Raw genomic sequence first — 20,893 nt, 5'->3', positions numbered from 1 at the left:
GTGAGTGAACGTTCCATGGCCGGACTTCGCATCATCAAGAAGTATCCCAATCGCCGTCTCTACGACACCGAGATTTCCAGTTACATCACGATTGAAGACGTACGCCAGCTGATCATCGACGGCGAAGAGTTCGAGGTCCGTGACGCCAAGAGCGGCGAAGACCTCAGCCGCGCCGTTCTGCTGCAGATCATCGCCGACCAGGAGCAGGACGGCGAGCCAATGCTCTCCACCCAGCTGTTGAGCCAGATCATCCGGTTCTACGGCGACTCGCTGCAAGGCTTCATGGGCAACTACCTGGAGCGCAGCATGCAGGTCTTCCTGGACCAGCAGCAGCAATTCCGCCAGCAGATGGGCAACCTGCTCGGGCAGACGCCATGGGCGATGATGAACCAGCTGACCGAGCGCAACCTGGAGCTGTGGCAGGAATTCCAGCGCAATTTCGGCGCCGGCTTCGGCCGTCCGGGCGGTCCCGGCACCCCGCCTTCCTCGCCGGGTTCCGGCAGCATGGGCAGCGGCCCGATGGGCACCGGCACGCACGGGTCCTCCGGCAGCCACGGCGGCACCGTCGGCAAGGCCCGCAACCGCGGCTGAGCGAGCGGTGGGCGTAGCGTCCAGCGGCGCTACGCGCGGACCGTCAATCGTCGGCCTGCCTCGCGCAGGCCGAACAGATCCGCTGCACCTGGTAGCCGCGTGCGCGCAGGCGCTCCACCACGCCGTCGTTGCCCAGCAGATGCAGCGCACCGACCACCACCAGCGTGGTTCCGTTGCCTTTGCCCAGTTGTTTTTCCAGGCGCGGCACCCAGCGCGCATTGCGCTCGACGTTGATGTCCTGATACAGCGCCGGATACTGCCTGCGCATGTCCTGGGCCATCTGCGTGGTCAGCGTGTGCACATCGCCGTTGCGCCATGCCGCGTGCAAACGGCGCAGTTGGTCGCTGCTATCGGCCTCGTCCAGCGCCTCTTCCAGCAATTGCTGCTGCTCGACGGGCGTCATGCCGTCGAGCAGGCCGAGTTGTTCCTCGGCGCGTTCCAACCCGCCGGCCGGCTTGCCAGCGGATTGCGCCTGTTGCATCAGGTAACGGTCCAGGCCTGCGTCCGCGTCCATGCCTTGACGTGCCATCTCGGCCAGGCTGATCGACAGCGCCACGAACCACGGCTTGAGAGGCTGCAGCGCGTCGATGGACATGCCGTGCCGGCGCGCGTAGCTGCCCAGCGCCTGCCAGGTCGCTGCATCCAGCGCCTGCTGCAGCGTGCGCCCGTCGGTGCGCCGCGCCACCTGCAGCATGCGCGCGGCCAGCTGCGGCGATTGCGCATCCGCAGGCGGCAGCTCGAACAGCAGCCGGTCGGCCTTGGCGAACGCCTGCATCACATCCGGCGACAACGGATAGTCGCTGGGCTTGAGCACATGGAACGAACCCAGCAGGTACACCGTGCCGCCCCTGCCATCGACCTTCCATAGCAGCGGCACCGGCGGGCCGGCAGGCGCATCGGCTGCGGGGCGTGCCCAGCCCGGGGCCACCGCCCCGATCCACAGCGACAGCACCAGCAGCGCCCGGCCGCACCAACTGGCGAGCCGCGCAGGCACGCGCGCCGTCACCGCAACCGCTGTCATCACGTTCCCCTGGCCACGTCAGTGCGGCACCTTGTAGGCCTTCTCGCCCGCCGACACCGCCAGATCGATGCGATTCTCCGGTGGCGGCAACGGGCAGGTCGCGAACGGGGTGAACGCACACGGCGGGTTGTAGGCACGATTGAAGTCGACCACCACATGTCCGGAGGCGTCGGGAACGTCCAGATCCAGGAAGCGCCCGGCAGGATAGCTACCGTGCCCACTGGTGCGATCGGCAAACACGACGAAGCCGGGGCGGCCAGGCTCGCCGATGGCCTCCAGGCGATAGGTCTTGCCATCGCGCTCGAATTCGATCGCACCGGCATTGGCCTGGGTGCTGGTGATGCCGACGATGTCCACGATCGGGATGGTCTTGCCGACATCGTTGGGCACATAGCGCGCGGTGATGCGCCAGGACGGGTCCAGCGGCCAGTACTCCAGCCCGGCGAAATTCGTGCGCGATGGCGCATCGGCATGCCTGACCCGCAGCGCGTAGCGATCGCCGCGCTGGATCAGGCTGAGCACACCCTTGCCGTCATCGAAACGGATCGTGGTCGGCTGCGGATCGCGATCGGACTGAAAGCGAATCCTGCCGCTCAACGGTTTGCCATCGACGGTGAGTGCGGCGCCGCGCTCGGGCACGAACCACACCGTCCTGCCCTCGGTGGCCACCATGCCCATCTTCGGCGGCCCGACCGCGAGCCTGATGCCGCTGTCGGCACTGCTGCCGATGTAATGCGCCTTCAGCGTCAGCCAGTGCAGGCCGACCAGGCTGGTCCAGCCATCGGGCGCGCGCAGCTCCCGTAGCCGCTCCTCGCGCCATGCAGCGTTGTCGGCAAGGAATGTCTTGTCCAGTTCGGCGGGTGCAGCCGGCGACGGCGTTTCGCGTCCGCAGCCGATCAAGGCGGCTGCCACCAGCAGCCCCGGCAGCCACCGCGTTCTCCAGTGCATCCCCATCAGCGCCCCCTGAGAAACCAGCGATCGATGTCGCCCAGCGTAAACCGAGCCCAGGTGGGTCGGCCATGGTTGCACTGGCCCGAGCGTTCGGTGGCTTCCATGTCGCGCAGCAGCGCGTTCATTTCCGGCACGCTCAGACGGCGGTTCGCGCGCACCGCGCCGTGGCAGGCCATGGTCGACAACAGCTCGTCGCGCGCACTGGCGATGCGACGGCTCTGTCCATGCTCGCGCAGGTCGCCCAGCACATCGCGTAGCAAGGCCTCAGGCTCGGCATTGGCCAGCAGGGCAGGAATGCTGCGTACGTGCAGCGACTGCGGGCCGGCACGGGTGACATCGAAGCCCAGGCTGGCCAGGGTGGCCGCTTCGCGCTCGGCGGTATCGGCCTCGCGCTCGCCCACCGCCAGCGTCATCGGCACCAGCAACGGCTGCGCATGCAGACCGATGCTGTCGTGGGCGTTCTTCAGGCGTTCGTAGCCGATGCGTTCGTGCGCGGCGTGCATGTCCACCACGATCAGGCCTTCGGCGTTCTCGGCCAGGATGTAGATGCCATGCAGCTGCGCCACGGCATAGCCCAATGGCGGCACGCCGCTGTCGGCGGCGGTGGGCGGCAGGCCACTGCCGGAGGCCACCGGCACATCGCTGGAGGATTGCGCAGCGCTGCCGGGCGGTGCGTACAGCGCGCTGTAGGCCGCACGCGCCTCGTCCACGCGCAGGCCCAGCGGCGTCTGCGCCGGCCGCCAGCTGGCGTAGCCGGCCGAGTCACCACCAGCACCTGTACCGTAACTGGCACCACCACTGCCGACACTGCCCAGCGCACCCGGTGCAGCCAGCGCGCCCCCCGCCACATCGCTGCCGATGCTGTTGGGCGTGGCACCGGCGCGTGTCTGCGCCAGCGCGTCCTGCAAGGTGCGGTAGACGAAATCGTGGATCAGCCGCGCCTCTCGGAAACGGACTTCATGCTTGGCCGGATGCACGTTGACATCCACTCGCGCCGGATCCAGTTCCAGGAACAGCACATAGGCCGGCTGGCGGCCATGGAACAGCACATCGCCATAGGCCATCTTGACCGCATGTGCCACGCTGCGATCGCGTACCGAGCGGCCGTTGACATAGAGGTATTGCTGGTCGGTGCTGGCACGCGAGTAATGCGGCTGTGCCACCCAGCCGTGCAGGCGCAGGCCGGCACCGCTGTGGTCGACCCGCAGCGCCTGTCGCGCGAAATCCTCGCCCAGGGTTTCGCCCAGCCGCGCATCCGAGTACAGATCGCCCGGCTTGTAGCGGCGCGACGGCTTGCCGTTGTGCGAGACGCGCAATTCCACGTCAGGCCGCGCCAGCGCCAACGAGCGCAGCCACTCTTCGATATGCCCAAGCTCGGTGCGTTCGGCGCGCAGGAACTTGCGCCGTGCCGGCACGTTGAAGAACAGCTCGCGCACTTCCACGGTGGTGCCGGGCGCGTGTGCATGGGGTGTGACCTCGCCCAGGCGCCCGCCGTCGATCTGCAGCGCAGATCCATGCTCGGCATCGTGGCGACGCGAGATCAGGCTGAAGCGGCTGACCGAGGCGATCGACGGCAGCGCTTCGCCACGGAATCCGAGCGTGGCGACGGTTTCCAGGTCGTCCAGCGAGGCGATCTTGCTGGTGGCATGCCGCGATACTGCCAGCGGCAGTTCCTCCGGCGTGATGCCGCCGCCGTTGTCGCGGATGCGGATCAGGCGTACGCCGCCCTCTTCCAGATCGATGTCCACGCGGGTGGCACCGGCGTCGAGCGCGTTCTCGACCAGCTCCTTGACCACCGAGGCAGGCCGCTCGACCACTTCGCCAGCGGCAATCTGGTTGATCAGGATCTCGGGCAGCTGACGGATCGCCATCAGCGCACGCCCGGGCGCCAGGGGCGCGGCATGCACAACATCGGGGGTGACACGGACAAGACGGACCTCGGCACAGCGACCGGTCGGCGCACAGGCGCCGATCTCACGGGAATCGGTGTCGAATGATAGCCGAGCGCGTCAGCGGCTGCCGCCGGCCACGGTGCCGGCGGCGGCATCGGCCTCGGCCTGCGCACGCGCGGCGAACAGGGTGCCCGGCGGCGGCTGGCGGGTGAAGAAGGTATCGATGCCATCCAGCACGGCGGAGGCGATCTTGCGCTGGTAGGCCGGGTCGATCAGGCGACGCTCTTCGTCCGGATTGGAGATGAAGGCCGTCTCCACCAGCATGGCCGGCATGTCCGAGGTGCGCAGCACCGCGAAATTCGCGCGTTCCAGCTGCGGCTTGTGATTGTTGCCGATGCGCTTGAGCCCCCCCAGCACATGGCCGGCGGCGTCTTCGGAGGCCTTCATATGGCCGCTCTGGGCAAGGTCCAGCAACACGTTGGCCAGAGTGGATTCGGTCTGCTGCAGGCGCACGCCGCCGACCAGATCGGCGGCGTTTTCCTTGTCGGCCAGCCAGCGCGCGCGTTGCGAGGACGCGCCCTTGGTCGACAGCACATACACCGACGAGCCGGTGGCACTGCGATTTTCGGCAGCGTCTGCGTGTATGGAGATGAAGATGTCGGCCTTGGCGGCACGGGCCTTCTGCGCACGCATCGGCAAGGGAATGAAGACGTCGGTATCGCGGGTGAGGTAGGCCTTCATGCCCTGCGTGGCGTTGATCTGCCGGGCCAGCTCGCGCCCGATCGCCAATGTGACGTCCTTCTCGCGCTTGCCGGTCGGGCCCATGGCGCCCGGATCCTGACCGCCATGGCCAGGATCGATGGCCACGATCAGCGGCCGCATGCCCGCTGCCATCTTGACCCGCGCCGCTTCGCTGGGCAGCACCGGGCGCGGCGGTGGTTCGTCATCTGTCGCCGTCGCGGCCACGCTTGGCGCGGCTGCGCCAGCAACGGCAGCGCCCAGCGGTGCGCTGCCGCCGTTGAGAATGGCTGCCGCCGTCGCGCCACCGGCGCCGCTCACCTGACCAGCCGGACCGACCGCACGCACGGCGCCGGATGCGGACGTCGCCGCAGGACTACCGGTGGAGCCCGCCGCAGCCGTGCCCGGACGCGGCGTCGGCACACCGGTGGCCACCGTGGTGGGAACTGCGGCCGGGGTGACGGTGGGCATGGCAGATGCAGGAACCGGCACCGGAGCAGCGGTGGGCGCGGGTGTCGGAGCCGGGGACGGCGCGGACGAGGCACGCTGGGCGGAGGCGGCCAGAGCCGCAGTGGCGCGCGCGGCTTCGGCCTGCGCATTGAGTGGGCGGGGCGGTGGCACGACGCCGACCGCAGCCGTCGAGGCGGCCCCCGCCACGGCGACCGGCATTGGATCGCCCGGCCATTCGATCACCAGCGTCGAGGCGCTGCCCAGGGTCTGCATCTGCGGCTTCAGCGCGGTGACCGGGCTTGCCAGTTCGAACACCACCCGGAACGTGCCCGGCACCGGCTGCCCGGTGCGGACCGAGGTCACCAGGCCGGCGGCGGCCGGCAGTTTGAGCCCGCGTGTCGCAGCCGAATCGGGAAAGTCCACCACCAGGCGATGGGGATTGGCCAACGACAAGGTCTTGAAACCGCCACTGCCGGCGAGCTGGATTTCGGCGCGGGTGCCGGTGGCACCGGTGGTCACGCCGACGCCCTTGATTTCGCCGGCCCAGGCAGCAAAAACCGCCAGGCTAAGGCTGGCGGTCAGGGCTGCAAGACAGAGTTGGCGGGTCCCCGGTGTCATGGCGCTGGATTCAATCATCCATGCATGTGAATTGCAAGGTGATTTCCCTTAATAATCCGTAACCTGGCGTTCATTCCTCCTGTTCGCCAGCAAAAAGAGGCCGCAACTCGCCCTGCTGGGTCAGTGACTGCAGCCATGCATGGCCGATCCGGCTGCGACCGGTCAGGCAGGCACGTCGTCCATCCCCATCGACTGCCAGCTCGACGTCCAGATCCACCGGCGGCAGGGCACCCGCACCCCGCTCGGGCCATTCGATCAACCACAGGCTGGCGCTGCCCTCGTCCAGGCCGAGGAAATCCAGTTCGCCAGCGTTGCCGATGCGGTACAGATCCAGATGCCAGGCTTCATCGCCGGTAGCGAGTGGATAGCGCTCGATCAGGGTATAGGTCGGGCTACGAATCGGACCGGTGACACCGAGTGCCCGCAACAAGGCGCGCGCCAGGGTGGATTTGCCGGCGCCAAGGTCGCCGTGCAGCTGGACCACCGCGCTGGCTGGCCGCACCGCAGCCAGCGCGCGGCCCAGGGTCTCGGTGGCATCGGCATCCACCAGTTGGGCGTCGAGCTGGGTCATGAAAGGTTTCCGGAGTTGGCAAGGCGGCGCAGGTGCGGCAGCAGGTCGGTTGGCAGCAGCCCGCGCTCGCCATCGCGCGCGGCCGCATCGCCGGCGCAGCCATGCAGCAAGGCGCCCAGGCTGGCGGCATCGAAGGGCGACCAGCCCTGCCCCAGCAGGGCCGCGATCACACCGGTCAACAGATCGCCCATGCCACCGACCGCCATGCCGGGGTTACCGGCACCGATGATGCGCGGCGCCGCGTGCGGCGCTGCGACCACGCTGCCGGCGCCCTTGAGCACCACCACCGCGTCGTAGCGCTGCGCCAGCGCGGCCGCGGCCGCCTGGCGGTCGTTCTGCACCTGCGCGGTGGACAGGCCGAGCAGGCGCCCGGCCTCGCCTGGATGCGGGGTGAGCACGCGCGGACCGCGCTTGGGCAGCGCATCGCTGGCCAGCAGGTTCAAGGCATCGGCATCGATGACCACCGGCGTCCCGGTCGCCAGGACCGCCTGCCACAACGCCTGCGCCCAGGCGTCCTGGCCCAGCCCCGGCCCGAGCGCGACCACATCGGCGGCATCGGCCAGTGCAGCGATATCCTCGCCGGCCTCTACTGCGCGCACCATCGCTTCGGGGCAGCGTGCCAGCAGCGGCGCGACATGCTCGGCGCGCGTGGCCACCTGCACCAGCCCGGCACCGCTGCGCAGCGCCGCCTCGGCGGTCAGCAGGATGGCGCCGCCGCTGCCGAGATTGCCGCCCACGCACAGCACGCGCCCAGACTCGCCTTTGTGGGTATTGCGCCGTCGCGGGCGCAGCTGCGCCGCAAGGGCCCCGCGTTCCCAGCCATGCGCGACAGGCGCCAGCCCATCGAATGCAGCAGGCGGCACGTCCAGCGCTGCGAGGCCGCACTCGCCGGCATATTCCAGCGCGTCGCCGGTGTGCAGGCCAACGTGTGCCACGATGAATTGCAAGGTGGCATCCGCGCGGACGGCGGCCCCGAACGCCACGCCGCGATCGGCATCGATACCGCTGGGCACATCCAGCGCCAGTACCGGGCTGCCTGCGGCATCGATGGCCTCGATCATCGCGGCGGTCGGCGCATCCGGCGCGCGGTTCAGCCCGATACCGAACAGCGCATCGACGATGACATCGGCCTGCGCCAGCGCACACGGAAACAAGTCGATACTCCCGCCCACCGCCAGATACTCGGTGCAGGCGCGCTGCGCCAGCTCCGATGCCGGGCCCTGCCCGGGCAGATGCACCACCCGCACCTGGCGCCCGGCGCGCTGCGCCAACCGCGCCAGCACATAGCCATCGCCACCATTGTTGCCGGTGCCGCACACCACCACGATGCGGCGCGCCTGCGGCCAGCGTTCCTGCAACCACTGCCAGGCGGCCTGGCCGGCGCGTTGCATCAGCAGGTAGCCATCGCCGCCAAGCAGCGCGGTGGCCTGCGCATCGAGCGTGCGCGCGGCAGCGGTGTCGTACAGGGCGAGCGGTGCGTGCATGCCGGGAATTCTATACTTGTCGCCATGTCAGCCGTCCTCGCCCGCCCCGACCCTGCCGATGCCGCCGCGCGCATCCGCGTGCTCGCACGCGAAGCCGGCTTCCAACGCTGCGGCATCGCCGGCATCGAGCTGGGCGAAGACGAGGCGCATCTGCGCAGTTGGCTGGCAGAAGGCCTGTACGGCACCATGCACTGGATGGCCCAGCACGGCGACAAGCGTGCGCGCCCGCAGGAGCTGGTACCGGGCACCTTGCGGGTGCTGTCGGTCGGCATGGACTACGGCCGCAAGGACGACACCGAGGCATGGAACACCTTGCACGACGGCAAGCGTGCCTATGTGGCGCGTTACGCGCTGGGGCGCGATTATCACAAGCTGATGCGCAACCGGCTGCAGAAGCTGGCAGAGCGCATCCAGGGCGAGATCGGCGCGTTCGGCTATCGCGTCTTCGTCGACTCCGCACCGGTCCTGGAACGTGCGCTGGCGCGCAACGCCGGGCTGGGCTGGATCGGCAAACACACCTGTCTGATCGACCGCAATGGCGGCTCGTGGTTCTTCCTGGGCGAGATCTACCTGGATCTGCCGCTGCCGATCGATACCCCGGCTACCGCGCATTGCGGCAGCTGTACGCGCTGCATCGACATCTGCCCGACCCAGGCCATCATCGCCCCGTACCGGCTGGATGCGCGCCGCTGCATCGCTTACCTCACCATCGAACACGAAGGCGCGATCCCCGAACAGATGCGCAAGCCGATCGGCAACCGCATCTTCGGCTGCGACGACTGCCAGCTGGTCTGCCCCTGGAACAAATTCGCCAAGCGCAGCGACGAGGCCGACTTCCGCGCGCGCAACGACCTGGATGTGGCGACGCTGCCGCAGCTGTTCGCCTGGGACCAGGCCGAATTCCTGCAACGCACCGAAGGCAGCCCGATCCGCCGCAGCGGACACGAACGCTGGCTGCGCAATATCGCCGTCAGCCTGGGCAACGCACCCGGCACGCCGGAGGTGGTGTCTGCATTGGAAGCGCGCCGCCACCACGACTCGGCGCTGGTGCGCGAACACGTGGGCTGGGCGCTGGCGCAGCACGGTCTCTGAACCGGTGGTCGCCGGCCAATCGCAGCGCGCTCCATCGCCGCGTGCGGTCCTGCGTCGCGGCAGCCGATCACCCAGGATCTTCGCCGCTGCGGGATAATGCGGCGATGGCCGAACGCACCCAACAGATCCTCACTCCCAGCCAGCTCAACACGCTGGCGCGCGACCTGCTCGAAGGCAGCTTCCCGCTGGTCTGGGTGGAAGCCGAACTGAGCAGCGTCACCCGTCCGGCGTCGGGGCATCTGTACTTCACGCTCAAGGATGCGCGCGCGCAGATCCGCTGCGCGATGTTCAAGCCCAAGAGCACCTGGCTGAAGTTCCAGCCGCGCGAAGGCCTGCGCGTGCTCGCGCGCGGACGGCTCACCCTGTATGAAGCACGCGGCGACTATCAGCTGGTGCTCGACCACATGGAAGAGGCCGGCGAGGGGGCACTGCGCCGTGCCTTCGACGCGCTGCGTGCGCGCCTGGCCGCCGAAGGCCTGTTCGATGCCGAGCGCAAGCGCGCCCTGCCCGCGCATGTGCGCCGGCTGGCGGTGATCACCTCGCCCAGCGGTGCGGCGGTACGCGATGTCCTCAGCGTGCTGGCACGGCGGTTTCCGTTGCTGGAAGTGGACCTGCTCCCGTCGCTGGTACAGGGCGAGAGCGCCGCGGCGCAGATCACTGCGCTCCTTCAACGCGCCGATGCCTCAGCGCGCTACGACGTCATCCTGATCACCCGCGGTGGCGGCTCGCTGGAAGATCTGTGGGCCTTCAACGACGAACGCCTGGCGCGCGCGATCGCCGCCGCGCAGACGCCGGTGGTATCGGCGGTCGGCCATGAGACCGACTTCAGTCTGAGCGATTTCGTCGCCGACGTACGCGCGCCCACCCCGTCGGTGGCGGCCGAGTTGCTGGTGCCCGATCAGCGCGAGCTGGCAGCGCGCGTCCAACGCGCGCGCGCGCGCCTTGCGCAGCTGCAGCAGCACGCCCTGGGCAACGCGATGCAGCGGGCCGACCGGCTGGCCCTTCGGCTGCGTGCACAGAGCCCGCAGGCGCGACTGCACCTGCTGCAGCGCCGCCAGGAAGAGGCCGCACGTCGGTTGCACGGGCGCATGACCCATGTGCTGGAACGCCTGCAGGCGCGCCTGCAACGCGGGCAGACGCGCCTGCAGGCACACACGCCACAACGCAACCTGGCCAACCTGCAGCAGCGCCTGCGTGCCCTGCATCCGCAGGCCGCCATGCAACGACGCCTGCAGCACGATCAACTCCGGTTGCGCAGCGTGGCGCGTTCGCTGGAGGCGGTGAGCCCGCTGGCCACCGTGGCACGCGGCTATGCCATCGTCACCCGCCCCGCCGACGGACAGGTGATCCGCAGCGCCACCGACGTAACGCCGGGGGAACGTCTGCGTGCACAGCTGGCCGACGGCAGCATCGAGGTACGTGTGGAAACCGGCGAGCGCTAGCGGCATTCACGCGTATCGCCGAGCCCAAGGCCGTCGGGCAGCTGCGTTGCCCGGTTGCCGCTGCTTCCGACCCGCTCTGCGCGCCCCTTCCGTTCGCTTCGGGCTCAGCCCCGCGCTGGCAGCTGTGCGGCCCGCTGCCAGCCCTGCATCAGCAGGTGGGTCAGCACCACCGGATCGTGATCGAAGTGGTGCCCGCCCGGCCGTGCCACCACCTCCACACCGCGTGCGCGCAGCTCGGGGCACAAGCTGTCCTTCTCTTCGGTGCCGTAGATGCACTGCACACGCCGCAGGTCCAATGCCTGCAGTGCGGGCGCCACATCGCGCTCGGCGTCGTTGTGCCAGCCCAGCCAGCCACCGACGCGCACCTTGAAATCGGCCTGGTGACCAAGACCGAGCAGGCTGACGAACTGCACCGCGGCGCGTTGCTGCGGCGATAGATCGGGGTAGGCGAACGGCAGCACGTCGGCCCCGAACGAATAGCCCACCAGCGCCACATGCCGGATATGCCAGCGCTGCCGGTAGGCGGCGATGACCCGGTCCAGATCCACGCCGATCTGCTGTGGCGTGCGGCTGGCCCAGAAGTAGCGCAGGCTGTTCCAGCCCACCACCGACACGCCCTGCTGCTGCAGCTGCGCGGCAATGCCCTTGTCCAGTTCGCGCCAGCCGCCATCGCCGGACAGCATCACCACCAGGCGATCGCTGCCGGGCGCATGCAGTTCCACCAGCGGCAGATCGGCCAGGCCTTGTGCCTGCGCGGTCTGGAAATGGCCGCGCGTGGCGGCGGCGATCTGCATCGGGCTGGCGTCATCGACCAGATCGTCCAGGAACCCCTGGTTGGCATCGGGCACATCCCGCGCGCAGTTCAGCCCCGGATCCCTGCTGCCGGCATCGGCCACCACTGCGCCGCCGAGCACATCGGGCGCCGCCGATGCCAGCGCCTGCCGCGCCAGCACCGCACCATCGCCCTGCCCCACCAGCACCGGCGGCAGGAAGGCATCCACGTGCTCGGCACGCAGCAGTTTCTTGCCCAGCCGTTCAGCGTCGTCGGCCAATGCGCTGCAGTCCGTCTGGCGCGCGCGCAGCTGTGCGCGATAACGCGCGGTATCCACCACGGCCACCAGTGCGCCGTCGTCGCTCAGCATGTCGGCTAGCCGTTGGCCCTGCTGCGGGTTGGTGCTATCCGGTAGCACCACCACCATCGCCTTGGGCGTGCCCTCGGGCCGGATCACCTCCACCGAACGGTAATGGCCAGCGGTATTGCCGTCCTGCAGGTGCCGCGCCACGGCGTAGCCGCTGCCACCGATCAGCAGGATCGCCATGGCCCAACGAAACATCTTGATCCCCGTGCTCATTGCCACAGTCCTTCAGGAGCGCTGCGGCTTGGACCGGCCATATCCCAGCCAGTTCCGCCGCCTGCACGCCGTGTTCACTGCGGTTAAGCCAGAGCCCGGCACTGGTGACCGCCTGGCGATACGCCCGCTCCCGCCGCAACACGCTGCCTACTCCACGGGGTATTGCTCGCACACCACGCACGGAGCATGCCGCTCACGATGCAGGCCCGAGCCCGCCGATGCCGCTGGCGCCGGCTTGGAGCGGGCGCGCTCAGATCCCGCGCGCGAGCCGGAAACCGATGCGGGCGCTGGTGGTATCAGAGTCCTGCGATTGCCGCCACGCCGCACGTGTCTGCTGCGGCGAGTTGGCCCAACTGCCGCCGCGGATCATGCGCTGCCGGCACCCCGGATTGAACCACGCGGCGCCATCGGCCGGTGCGCGGCGATAGCTGGCATGCCAGCAGTCGGCCACCCACTCGCTCAGGTTGCCGCCCATGTCGTGCAGTCCCCAGGCATTGGCGCGAAAGCTGCCCACCGGTGCCGGCCCCCAGAAGCCGTCGCCATAGCCGACGAAGCCGTTGTTCCAGTGCCGGCCGCTGCGCGAGATGTCGTTGCCGCCGGTGAAGTTTCCCGCATCCGCCGGTGGCGAGCCCGCATTGCCCCAGGGATAGCGCCCGGTGGTACCGGCACGTACCGCGTATTCGAACTCGGCCTCGCTGGGCACGTGATAGTGCCGGCCGGTCTGCTCCGACAGCCAGGCGGCATAGGCTTCGGCGTCGCGAATGCTGACGTGCATCACCGGGCTGTTGGGCGCGGCCCGGGCGCCGTTGTAGTCCGACTGCCAGTCCACGCCGCTGCGGCGGATGAAATTGCCACTGCGCTCGTCGTACACCACCGAATGCCCGCGCCGGGTGGCGCGTGGACGGGCGCCGGTGGCCTCGACGAACTGGCGGAATTCGGCCACCGTCACCTCGGTGATCGATAACGCGAACCCCCGTGCAAAGCGCACGTAGTGAGCAGGACGTTCGTTGTCGGAGGCGCCCGGCTCGGCGTCGCCGGCGCCCATCTGAAAGGCGCCATGCGGTACCACGATCATCTGCGGCCCGCGGCCGCCGAGCTTGAGCCCATCGGTGAACACCTGCCCGGGCCGGAAGCTGCCGTAATGGGTGGCCAGCTCCAGCCGGCGGCGCAGATCGCCCGCCATCGGGTCGCCCGGATCGGCGATGCGCAGCACCTCGGCCAGTTTTTCGCCGGCCGCCTTGAGCCCTCGGGGCGAGGTCAACTCGTGCAGACCGGCATCGTGCAAGCCGGCGATCTGCGCACGCCGCACGCGCTCGATACGCGCACGCGCGTCGGCGACGGCAGGAGCACGGTCGCGGACCTGTGCGGCCATCTGCAGCCAGTAACGCGCGCCGATGAAGTCGCTTGCGTCAGCCGCGCGTTCGGCCCGCTCCAGCAAGGCGCTCTCCACCGCCGCCAGACCCTGGCGGGTGCGTGGATCGTCCGGATCCAGGTGTTGGGCATCGCGGAAGTTCGCCAGCGCGCCATTGCCGTCTTCGCCCAGGCGTCCGGCGCGCAGATCGTCTTCGCCGGCGCGGTTGAAACCCAGGACCCGTTCGGCGGTTTCCACTTCGCGCTGCAGACTGCGCACGTTCGGATCCTGCGGCGCCAATGTCATCGCCACCGCGGCCAGTTCGCGCGCCTGCTCCAGCGCGTCGTGCTGGCGATCGCTCTGCGCGAGCAGCGCGTGGCCGCGTTCGAGCAGCCGCGCGCGCGCGCGCGCCAGACCGCGCCGGCTCACCGCATCCTCGCCGCCGGCACGCTGCTCGATGGCCAGATACAACGGAATCGCAGCGTCGGCGTCGCGGTACAGGCGATCGTCCTGCAGCGCCTGCGCAGCGCGTTTGCGCGCCTGCGCCAGCGGCTCGTCGCCAAGATCCACCGCCGGTGGCTGCCATTGCGCGATGGTTTCGGCGGATTCTTCGCCGCCAATGGAGACATTGGGTTGGCTCGGCGTCGCGGCGGCAGTCGGTTGCGGTGTCGCGGCCGGCGCCGGTGCGCGCGAACAGCCGCACAGGCCCAGCGCGACCAGTGCCCACACCGCGATCCACTTGCCACACTTGCCCACCACCTGCTCCCTTCCAGTGCTCTGCCGCACGACAGGCGATCGCGACGTTAGGCTATTCTGCGCGTTCTGCGCAAACCCTTGCGGTCGACGGAAATCACGTGCCCCACTGGATCACCCACCCCTCCGAGTTGAGCGAGCGCCTGCAGTCGGCGCGCCCATCGCGTATCGGCCTGGATACCGAGTTCATTCGCGAACGCACCTATTGGCCGCAACTGGCGCTGGTGCAGATGGCCATCGGCGAGGAGATCCTGCTGATCGACCCGTTGATTCCAGGCATGACCGCAGCGCTCGCGCCATGGCTGACCGCGCCGGACATCGTCAAGGTCATGCACAGCGCCAGCGAGGATCTGGTCACCTTCAAATGTGCCTGCGGCGCATTGCCGCGTCCGCTGTTCGATACCCAGATCGCCGCAGCGCTGGCCGGTGTGGGCGGCGGCATGGGCTACCAGAAGCTGGTGCAGGAAATCACCGGCACCCTGCTGGCCAAGGGCGAGACGCGCTCGGACTGGATGCGCCGGCCGCTGTCGCCCGCGCAGCTGGAATACGCCGCCGACGATGTACGTTACCTGTTCGCCCTGCACGATGCGCTCAACGATCGCCTGGCGGCACAGGGCCGGCTGGACTGGCTGGCCGAAGACGCCGAGCGCCTGCTCGCCACGGTCGAACACGACGACGGTGAACGCTGGCCGCACGTGAGCCTGCGCACCGCACAGTTTCTGGAGCCGGCCGCGCAGCGGCGCCTGCTGCGCCTGTTGCGGTGGCGCGACCTGCAGGCGCGCCAGAGCGATCGCCCACGCAGCTGGATCCTGGACAACGAGCTGGCCAGCCAGCTGGCACGCTTTCCGCCCGCGGACCTGGACGCGCTGCTGCAGCAGTTCGACAAGTTCCCCAAGGCACCGCGCAAGCTCGCCAACGCGGTGTGGGAAGCGCTGGTGACGCCACTGCCCGACGAGGCGCATGCACCGCTGGCCCAGGCCGCCACCGACGGCAACAAGGCCTTACTCAAGCGGCTGCAGGAAGCGGTGGCCCAGCGCAGCGGCGAACTCGGCGTGCCCGATGGCCTGCTGGCCTCGCGCCGCCATCTGGAAAGCCTGATCGACCAGCGCAGTTGGCCCCCCGCCCTCGGACAGTGGCGCCGCGACCTGCTGGAGGCACAGCTGCTGCCGTTGCTGGACGCCAGCCCGGCGCGCTGATCGGCCCGCACGCCTGCGTGGGGCGGCATGGCGATGACGCTGTCCGCTGCGGCCGCGCTACTCCCGCACCGCCCAGCGCGCCAGATTCTGCCGGATCCGATCGATCTCGGCCCACGGGTCCTTGCGCCTGCGCCGCAGCCGCTCCGGCACATCGCGCAGGGTGAAGGCATCGGCGCGCTGCAGCCTGGACAACTCCGACCAGGCCAGCGGCAGGGCGACCGGGGCACCCGGACGGCCGCGCAACGAATACGACGCCACCGCCGTGGCGCCGCGCCCGTTGCGTAGATAGTCCACGAAGATCCGTTGGTTGCGAAAGCGCTTGGTCGCGGTGGCGATGAAGCGGTGCGGCTCCGACTGCGCCAGGGCGTCGGCAAAGCCCTTGGCGAAGCGCTTGGTCAGCGCCCAGTCGCAACCAGGGTTGAGCGGCACTACCACATGCAGCCCCTTGCCGCCGGACACGCGCAGGAACGACTCCAGTTCCAGCTGCGCGAGCAGCCGGCGAATGTCGGCGGCCGCGCGCCTGACCTCTGCGAACGCCACATCCGGTCCCGGGTCCAGGTCGAAGACCACCCGGTCGGCGATCCCGGCATGTGCGGCCCGCGCGCCCCAGGGGTGGAACTCCAGCGCATTGAACTGCACCAGCTCCAGCAGGCCCGGCGCATCCTCGACCACCAGATAGTCGCCATTGCCGCCGGAATCCTCCTTCAGTCTGACCGCGCTCACCCGCTCCAGCCCTGCAGTGTGGTGCTTCTGGAAGAAGCACGGTTTTTCTGCGCCGTTCGGGCAGCGGATGATCGACAGCGGCCGCCCGGCGATCTGCGGCAGCAGATGCTCCATCACCGCCTGGTAGTAGTCCCAGACATCGCCCTTGGTGGCACGGATGTCCGGGTAGATGAGCTTGGCGGGGCTGGAGAGCGCCGGCGCCGCAGCAGGTGTTGCGCGCGCCGCCGGTGCCCGCGTGCCGACTCTGGCGGACCTGGCGTGCGCCGGCTTGGCCGTGCCCGCACCGAGGCGCCTCGCTGCATCCGGATCGCTCAGGTCCGCGACCCGCTTGTCCGGCCGCAGCGCCTTGAACGACGCCTGGCGCAACAGCTGCTGGCCGCCGGTGCCGCGGTGGAACACTTCCACCACGAAACGCGGCGCGAACCAGGTGGCGCTGCGCAGATCGGTCTCCTGCGTCGGAACATGCGCCGTCGGTGTGCGGCCGCCGCCGTCCAGTTCCCGCATCACCACGCGCATCAGCTCGTCGGAGAAACCAGACCCCACCCGCCCGACGTACAACCAGCCATGCACCGGGTCGGGCGTGGCCAGCAACAGCGCGCCGAAGCCCGCCCGGCTGCCCTTGGGCGCGGTATAGCCCACCACGGCATACTCCTGGCTGGCCAGTTGCTTGGTCTTGCGCCAGTCATCGCTGCGCCCGGCGCGATACGGACGATCCGCGCGCTTGGAGACGATGCCTTCGAACTGCTGTTCGGCCGCGACGCGAAATGCCTGCAGTCCATCGCCTTCCACATGCGAGCTATAGGCCAGATGCGTATTCGGCACGGCGGCAAGCACGCGCTGCAGCAACTGTTTGCGCGCGCGCAGTGGCGCCTGGCCGATATCCACGCCATCCAGATGCAGCAGGTCGAACACCGCCAGCGCCAACGGCAATTGCCGTTCGCCGGACAGGGTGGCCTGCAGCAGGTTGAAGTCCTGCCGGGTCCCGCGGCCGGCGATCAACTCGCCATCCAGCTGCGCGCAGCGCACCCCCAGCGCCTGGATCGCAGCGCAGACCTCCGGCGCCCGGTCGGTCCATTCCAGCGCATTGCGCGACCACAACCTGACCTGCCCTTCGGTCACCGTGGCGAGGATGCGGTAGCCGTCCCATTTGATCTCGTGCAGCCATTGCGCACCGCTCGGCGGCGTCTGGCTCAGTTGCGCAAGCTGCGGTGGGTGCGGCATGTCCGGCACTGCGCCGCGGCGCGCGCCGTCCAGCGCCAGCGCCTGCGCCGCCCAGTTCCTGCGCTTGCCGGCGCCGGGCGACGGTACCGTGGTCAGCTTCTTGCGCCTGGCCTTGCCCGCACCGGCACGCTGCGTATCGGCCGCCGGCGCGGCGGCGACGTCGGCCAGCAGGTCGTCGGCCTCCAGCGTGCCGGCATAGGCATCGTCGTCCTTGAACAGCAGCCACTGCGGCTGGCGTGCCGGCTTGCCGGAACGCACCAGGTGCCAGCCGCCCTTGAGTTTGCTGCCGAACAGTTCGAAACGCAGATGCCCCTTGACCAGCTGCGCCTCGGCATCGCCATCGGTGGCCCAGACGCCGTGGTCGAACCGCGCCACGTGGCCGCCGCCGTATTCGCCCTTGGGAATCTCGCCTTCGAAGTCGGCGTAGTCCACCGGGTGATCCTCCACCTCCACGGCCATGCGCTTGACCTTGGGGTCGTAGCTCGGCCCCTTCGGCACTGCCCAGCTTTTGAGGGCATCGCCGATCTGCAGGCGGAAGTCGTAGTGCCGACGGCTGGCATGGTGCAGTTGCACCACGAAGATCGCACGCTGGCCGGCCGGCGCTGCCTCGCCCGGCTCCGGCTCGCGCGTCCTGTCGAAGCAGCGCTTGCGGCGGTATGCGCTCAGGCTCACCCGCCTACCCCGGGCTCGGCGTACATCGTGCAGGTCGGCTCCGGGCCGAGCTGCCGCTGCGGATGGACCGCGTGCACGTTCATGCGCCAGCTCCGACGACGGAAGACAACCGCAGCCATGCGGCCGTTGGCGTGGTCGCGCAAGCCATGCCGGCATGCTGCATCGTGTCCTCCTGGCGTCCTGGATGGTCGGGCTCGCTGCCCAGGCGTACACGCCGGGCAGGCACACGACCAAGGTGCGAAAGTCGCCGAACAGAAGCCGTGAAGAACTGCAGACGTCACCGCCGTGCCGGCCAGCGGCCGCGGCCGCCCGCAGGACTGCGTGTCATAATGGCGTGCGCCCTAGGGCGGCGTCTCCCCTCTTATTCCGAGGCCATACCTCTGTGAGCAATACCTCTTCAAAACTGGATTCCATCGCGCAAGCCAAGGCCAAACTGCTGGACGAGCTGCAGAAGCTGGAGGAGCAGGAGAAAACCGAGCGTGCGAGCGAAGCCTCTTCGGCCCATGCCACCATCGTGTCGCTGCTCGAGCAGTTCGCCGACCACTTCAATACCAAGCAACGCAACGACATCGCCGCGTACCTGGGAACCGCTCCCGCACGCAAGGAAGTGGTCAAGAGCGGCCGCAGCGAAGTGAAGCCGAAGTACCAGCTGCCGCATACCGGCGAAACCTGGTCGGGCCGTGGCCGTACCCCCAAGGCCTTCGCTGCCTGGGAAGGCTCGGTGTCGTACAAGGAGTGGAAGGCCAAGCACCCGGACCTCAAGTTCCCGCTGGTCGGCGAGTGATGCCGGCACGATCGCGCTCCGCGGCGCGATCGGTCGCAGTCCCTCGCTTGGCGAAGCCGCCGGCATGTGGGTAGAATCGCAGTACGTGGGGCGGTAGCTCAGCTGGGAGAGCGTCGCGTTCGCATCGCGAAGGTCGAGGGTTCGATCCCCTTCCGCTCCACCACCGCATCAAGCCAAGGGCCTCGAACGCTTGCGTTCGGGGCCTTTTGCTGTGGCAGCTTGATGTGGAACGCGACGTCCGCCGCAGGCAGTGCGGCGTTTGATGCGGCGCCGCCATGGCACGGAGATCACGCCAGGCGCGCTACCGTGGCAGCCACCGTCACGCAGGACCCAAGCCATGAGCAAGCATCCACGCCAGCCAGACGATGTTGCCGACGATGCCAACGGCGTCGCCGAAAGCCGCGAATCGCGCAAGCAGGATGATGCTGCCAAACAGCGCCCCGGGCAGGAAGACCTGAAGGTACACGACGAACAGAGCCGGCGCCCCACCCGGCAGCACGACCAGGACAAGTAATCGGCAAGACCTGAAGGACGATCTTGCAGGCTCGGCCGCTTCGCCGGCGCCGCCGCTATGGCAAGATCCGGTCGTGCCTCGGCCGCTGGGGTGGCCGGCATCCGCTCCCCGACGATGGCGTGTGCGCTGAGCTCATCGCCCCCGCGCCGCCACGCCGCCTGTGGCGCTAAGCCGCTTCGTTTCGAAGGCCTTGCATGCAGACTCCCGATGCACCTGCGTTGACCCTGATCCAGACGACGCCATTGGTCAGCGAGCTCGCGCCTTACCGGGGTGCGCCGATGCCCGCCAACGAGGACGAACGTGTGGCGGCCCTGCACGCGACTGCGCTGCTGGATACTGCGCCGGAGCCGCGCTACGACGCGCTGACCGCCAGCGCTGCAGCGGCATGCGGCACACCGATGGCCTTGATTTCGCTGGTCGACACGCAGCGGCAGTGGTTCAAGTCCAGGCGTGGCATGCAGCCCAGCGAGACGCCGCGTACCTTGTCCTTCTGCGCACATGCCATCCTTGCACCGGATCAGCTGATGGAGGTCGCCGACACGCAGTTGGACGCGCGCTTCGTCGACAATGCCCTGGTCACCGGCGAGCCGCGGATCCGCTTCTATGCCGGTGCGCCGCTGCTGAATTCCGACGGCATCGCGCTGGGCACGCTGTGCGTGCTGGATCATGCGCCGCGACGGCTGTCCGATGCCGAGCGCGCTGCGCTGCGCACGCTGGCCCGGCAAGTGGTGCACACCATCGAACTGCAAAAGGCGGCCAGCCTGGTGGCGCTGGATGCCCTGCGCGACGACTCCACCGGGCTATGGAATCGCGCCGGTCTGGAGCAGGCCGTGCAAGCGCTGCTGCACGATGCCGATGCGCCACCTACGCAGGCGCTGGGCTTGGTGCTGATCGACCTGGACGGATTCAAGCGGCAGAAGCTGCAGGCCGGCGCGGCCGCCGCACAGGCCACCATGATGCAGGCTGCCCGACTGCTGGAAGCCCGCCTGCCGCCGAGGGCCATCGTGGCGCAGCTGAGCGGCGATCGTTACTGCGTGGTGCTGCCGGCCACCCCGGCCAAGGATGTCCTGGGCGCCGTCGAAGATCTTCGTCAAACGATCCAGGACGCCCACTGGCCCACCGGCGCCCTGACCATCAGCGCAGGCGTGGTCGCCGCAACGCTGGGCGATGCCGGGGAAACCAACACGTTACTGGCACGTGCACGGCACGCCTTGCAGAAGGCGATCGCGGCTGGGCGCAACCGCGTGCATTGCTTCAGCGGATGGCAGTTGCACGACTGATGCAGGCATCCGCCGGGCGGGTTGCAACGCAAAACGCGCAGCCACCGCCGTAGAAGCGCACCCGGGCGCGAACGCTTTATCGGTGACGCCCGTCGCGCCCGGGTGTGCTTCTACCGATCGTCGCGATCGGCCTGGGTGTGGTGACGGCGCCCCGATGCATCACATCCGGTTCGCTTGCACTGCACAGGCCCGCAACG

16 protein-coding genes and 1 tRNA gene are annotated in these 20,893 nt (G+C 69.1%); 8 read left to right on the top strand and 9 right to left on the bottom strand.

Translation table 11 applies throughout. The features are described from left to right. Positions 1-15 precede the first annotated feature (15 nt). Complete coding sequence (gene phaR, locus LL964_RS00335; protein ID WP_104586920.1) at positions 16-591, top strand: polyhydroxyalkanoate synthesis repressor PhaR; 576 nt, start codon at positions 16-18, stop codon at positions 589-591. 43 nt (positions 592-634) lie between these two features. Here the strand turns inward: phaR and LL964_RS00330 are convergent, their stop codons facing one another. The 6 genes from LL964_RS00330 to LL964_RS00305 form a co-directional block, all read right to left on the bottom strand. Then, positions 635-1,612: a TraB/GumN family protein gene (locus LL964_RS00330; RefSeq protein WP_104586919.1), complete on the bottom strand. Its 978-nt coding sequence runs from the start codon at positions 1,610-1,612 to the stop codon at positions 635-637. 18 nt (positions 1,613-1,630) lie between these two features. Further along, positions 1,631-2,566: a DUF1684 domain-containing protein gene (locus tag LL964_RS00325; RefSeq protein WP_146092354.1), complete on the bottom strand. Its 936-nt coding sequence runs from the start codon at positions 2,564-2,566 to the stop codon at positions 1,631-1,633. Beyond that, complete coding sequence (mutL, locus tag LL964_RS00320) at positions 2,566-4,434, bottom strand: DNA mismatch repair endonuclease MutL (RefSeq protein WP_104586918.1); 1,869 nt, start codon at positions 4,432-4,434, stop codon at positions 2,566-2,568. Before mutL ends, LL964_RS00325 begins: the two co-directional genes overlap by 1 nt. Positions 4,435-4,572: 138 nt before the next feature. Then, the gene (locus LL964_RS00315) at positions 4,573-6,261 is read right to left on the bottom strand and encodes an N-acetylmuramoyl-L-alanine amidase (RefSeq protein ID WP_208621417.1); all 1,689 of its coding nucleotides are present in this window, start codon (positions 6,259-6,261) and stop codon (positions 4,573-4,575) included. A 70-nt stretch (positions 6,262-6,331) separates the two neighbouring features. After that, positions 6,332-6,832 (bottom strand): tRNA (adenosine(37)-N6)-threonylcarbamoyltransferase complex ATPase subunit type 1 TsaE, encoded by a 501-nt coding sequence (gene tsaE / locus LL964_RS00310; protein ID WP_104586916.1) that lies wholly within the window; start codon positions 6,830-6,832, stop codon positions 6,332-6,334. Next, positions 6,829-8,316 carry an NAD(P)H-hydrate dehydratase gene (locus LL964_RS00305; RefSeq protein ID WP_104586915.1) on the bottom strand — a complete coding sequence of 496 codons (1,488 nt, stop codon included), beginning with the start codon at positions 8,314-8,316 and terminating at the stop codon, positions 6,829-6,831. Before LL964_RS00305 ends, tsaE begins: the two co-directional genes overlap by 4 nt. A gap of 24 nt (positions 8,317-8,340) precedes the next feature. Here LL964_RS00305 and queG point away from each other — a divergent pair, with 24 nt between their 5' ends. After that, a complete protein-coding gene (gene queG, locus LL964_RS00300) occupies positions 8,341-9,408 on the top strand; it encodes a tRNA epoxyqueuosine(34) reductase QueG (protein ID WP_104586914.1) in 1,068 nt (355 codons plus the stop codon). A 104-nt stretch (positions 9,409-9,512) separates the two neighbouring features. Further along, positions 9,513-10,850, top strand: a complete 1,338-nt coding sequence (gene xseA / locus LL964_RS00295) for an exodeoxyribonuclease VII large subunit (RefSeq protein WP_104586913.1) — start codon at positions 9,513-9,515, stop codon at positions 10,848-10,850. Positions 10,851-10,954: 104 nt separating this feature from the next. Here xseA and LL964_RS00290 read toward each other — a convergent pair whose 3' ends face one another. Then, positions 10,955-12,202, bottom strand: a complete 1,248-nt coding sequence (locus LL964_RS00290) for a virulence factor family protein (RefSeq protein ID WP_104586912.1) — start codon at positions 12,200-12,202, stop codon at positions 10,955-10,957. Between the two features lie 250 nt (positions 12,203-12,452). Next, positions 12,453-14,309: a formylglycine-generating enzyme family protein gene (locus LL964_RS00285; protein WP_146092353.1), complete on the bottom strand. Its 1,857-nt coding sequence runs from the start codon at positions 14,307-14,309 to the stop codon at positions 12,453-12,455. A gap of 98 nt (positions 14,310-14,407) precedes the next feature. Here LL964_RS00285 and rnd point away from each other — a divergent pair, with 98 nt between their 5' ends. Further along, positions 14,408-15,502: a ribonuclease D gene (gene rnd, locus LL964_RS00280; protein ID WP_104586911.1), complete on the top strand. Its 1,095-nt coding sequence runs from the start codon at positions 14,408-14,410 to the stop codon at positions 15,500-15,502. Between the two features lie 57 nt (positions 15,503-15,559). On the opposite strand, the gene ligD is transcribed toward rnd, so the two are convergent. Continuing rightward, complete coding sequence (ligD, locus tag LL964_RS00275; protein WP_104586910.1) at positions 15,560-18,118, bottom strand: DNA ligase D; 2,559 nt, start codon at positions 18,116-18,118, stop codon at positions 15,560-15,562. A gap of 382 nt (positions 18,119-18,500) precedes the next feature. Between ligD and LL964_RS00270 the strand changes: the two genes are divergently transcribed. The 4 genes from LL964_RS00270 (at position 18,501) to LL964_RS00255 (ending at position 20,696) form a co-directional block, all read left to right on the top strand. After that, the gene (locus LL964_RS00270; protein WP_104586909.1) at positions 18,501-18,902 is read left to right on the top strand and encodes an H-NS histone family protein; all 402 of its coding nucleotides are present in this window, start codon (positions 18,501-18,503) and stop codon (positions 18,900-18,902) included. An 87-nt stretch (positions 18,903-18,989) separates the two neighbouring features. Further along, positions 18,990-19,065: transfer RNA gene (locus LL964_RS00265), tRNA-Ala, on the top strand. A 174-nt stretch (positions 19,066-19,239) separates the two neighbouring features. Next, a complete protein-coding gene (locus LL964_RS00260; RefSeq protein WP_167395279.1) occupies positions 19,240-19,416 on the top strand; it encodes a hypothetical protein in 177 nt (58 codons plus the stop codon). 194 nt (positions 19,417-19,610) lie between these two features. Further along, positions 19,611-20,696 carry a GGDEF domain-containing protein gene (locus LL964_RS00255; protein WP_104586908.1) on the top strand — a complete coding sequence of 362 codons (1,086 nt, stop codon included), beginning with the start codon at positions 19,611-19,613 and terminating at the stop codon, positions 20,694-20,696. Positions 20,697-20,893 lie beyond the last annotated feature (197 nt).

This window comes from Xanthomonas melonis (assembly GCF_020783655.1).
Classification (GTDB): domain Bacteria; phylum Pseudomonadota; class Gammaproteobacteria; order Xanthomonadales; family Xanthomonadaceae; genus Xanthomonas; species Xanthomonas melonis.
This window is presented reverse-complemented; position numbering and strand designations above follow the sequence as displayed.

Coding starts and splice junctions, on each gene's coding strand:
- phaR (WP_104586920.1), top strand. CDS start 16: ATGGCCGGACTTCGCATCATCAAGAAGTATCCCAATCGCCGTCTCTAC.
- LL964_RS00330 (WP_104586919.1), bottom strand. CDS start 1,612: ATGACAGCGGTTGCGGTGACGGCGCGCGTGCCTGCGCGGCTCGCCAGT.
- LL964_RS00325 (WP_146092354.1), bottom strand. CDS start 2,566: ATGGGGATGCACTGGAGAACGCGGTGGCTGCCGGGGCTGCTGGTGGCA.
- mutL (WP_104586918.1), bottom strand. CDS start 4,434: ATGGCGATCCGTCAGCTGCCCGAGATCCTGATCAACCAGATTGCCGCT.
- LL964_RS00315 (WP_208621417.1), bottom strand. CDS start 6,261: ATGACACCGGGGACCCGCCAACTCTGTCTTGCAGCCCTGACCGCCAGC.
- tsaE (WP_104586916.1), bottom strand. CDS start 6,832: ATGACCCAGCTCGACGCCCAACTGGTGGATGCCGATGCCACCGAGACC.
- LL964_RS00305 (WP_104586915.1), bottom strand. CDS start 8,316: ATGCACGCACCGCTCGCCCTGTACGACACCGCTGCCGCGCGCACGCTC.
- queG (WP_104586914.1), top strand. CDS start 8,341: ATGTCAGCCGTCCTCGCCCGCCCCGACCCTGCCGATGCCGCCGCGCGC.
- xseA (WP_104586913.1), top strand. CDS start 9,513: ATGGCCGAACGCACCCAACAGATCCTCACTCCCAGCCAGCTCAACACG.
- LL964_RS00290 (WP_104586912.1), bottom strand. CDS start 12,202: ATGAGCACGGGGATCAAGATGTTTCGTTGGGCCATGGCGATCCTGCTG.
- LL964_RS00260 (WP_167395279.1), top strand. CDS start 19,240: ATGAGCAAGCATCCACGCCAGCCAGACGATGTTGCCGACGATGCCAAC.
- LL964_RS00255 (WP_104586908.1), top strand. CDS start 19,611: ATGCAGACTCCCGATGCACCTGCGTTGACCCTGATCCAGACGACGCCA.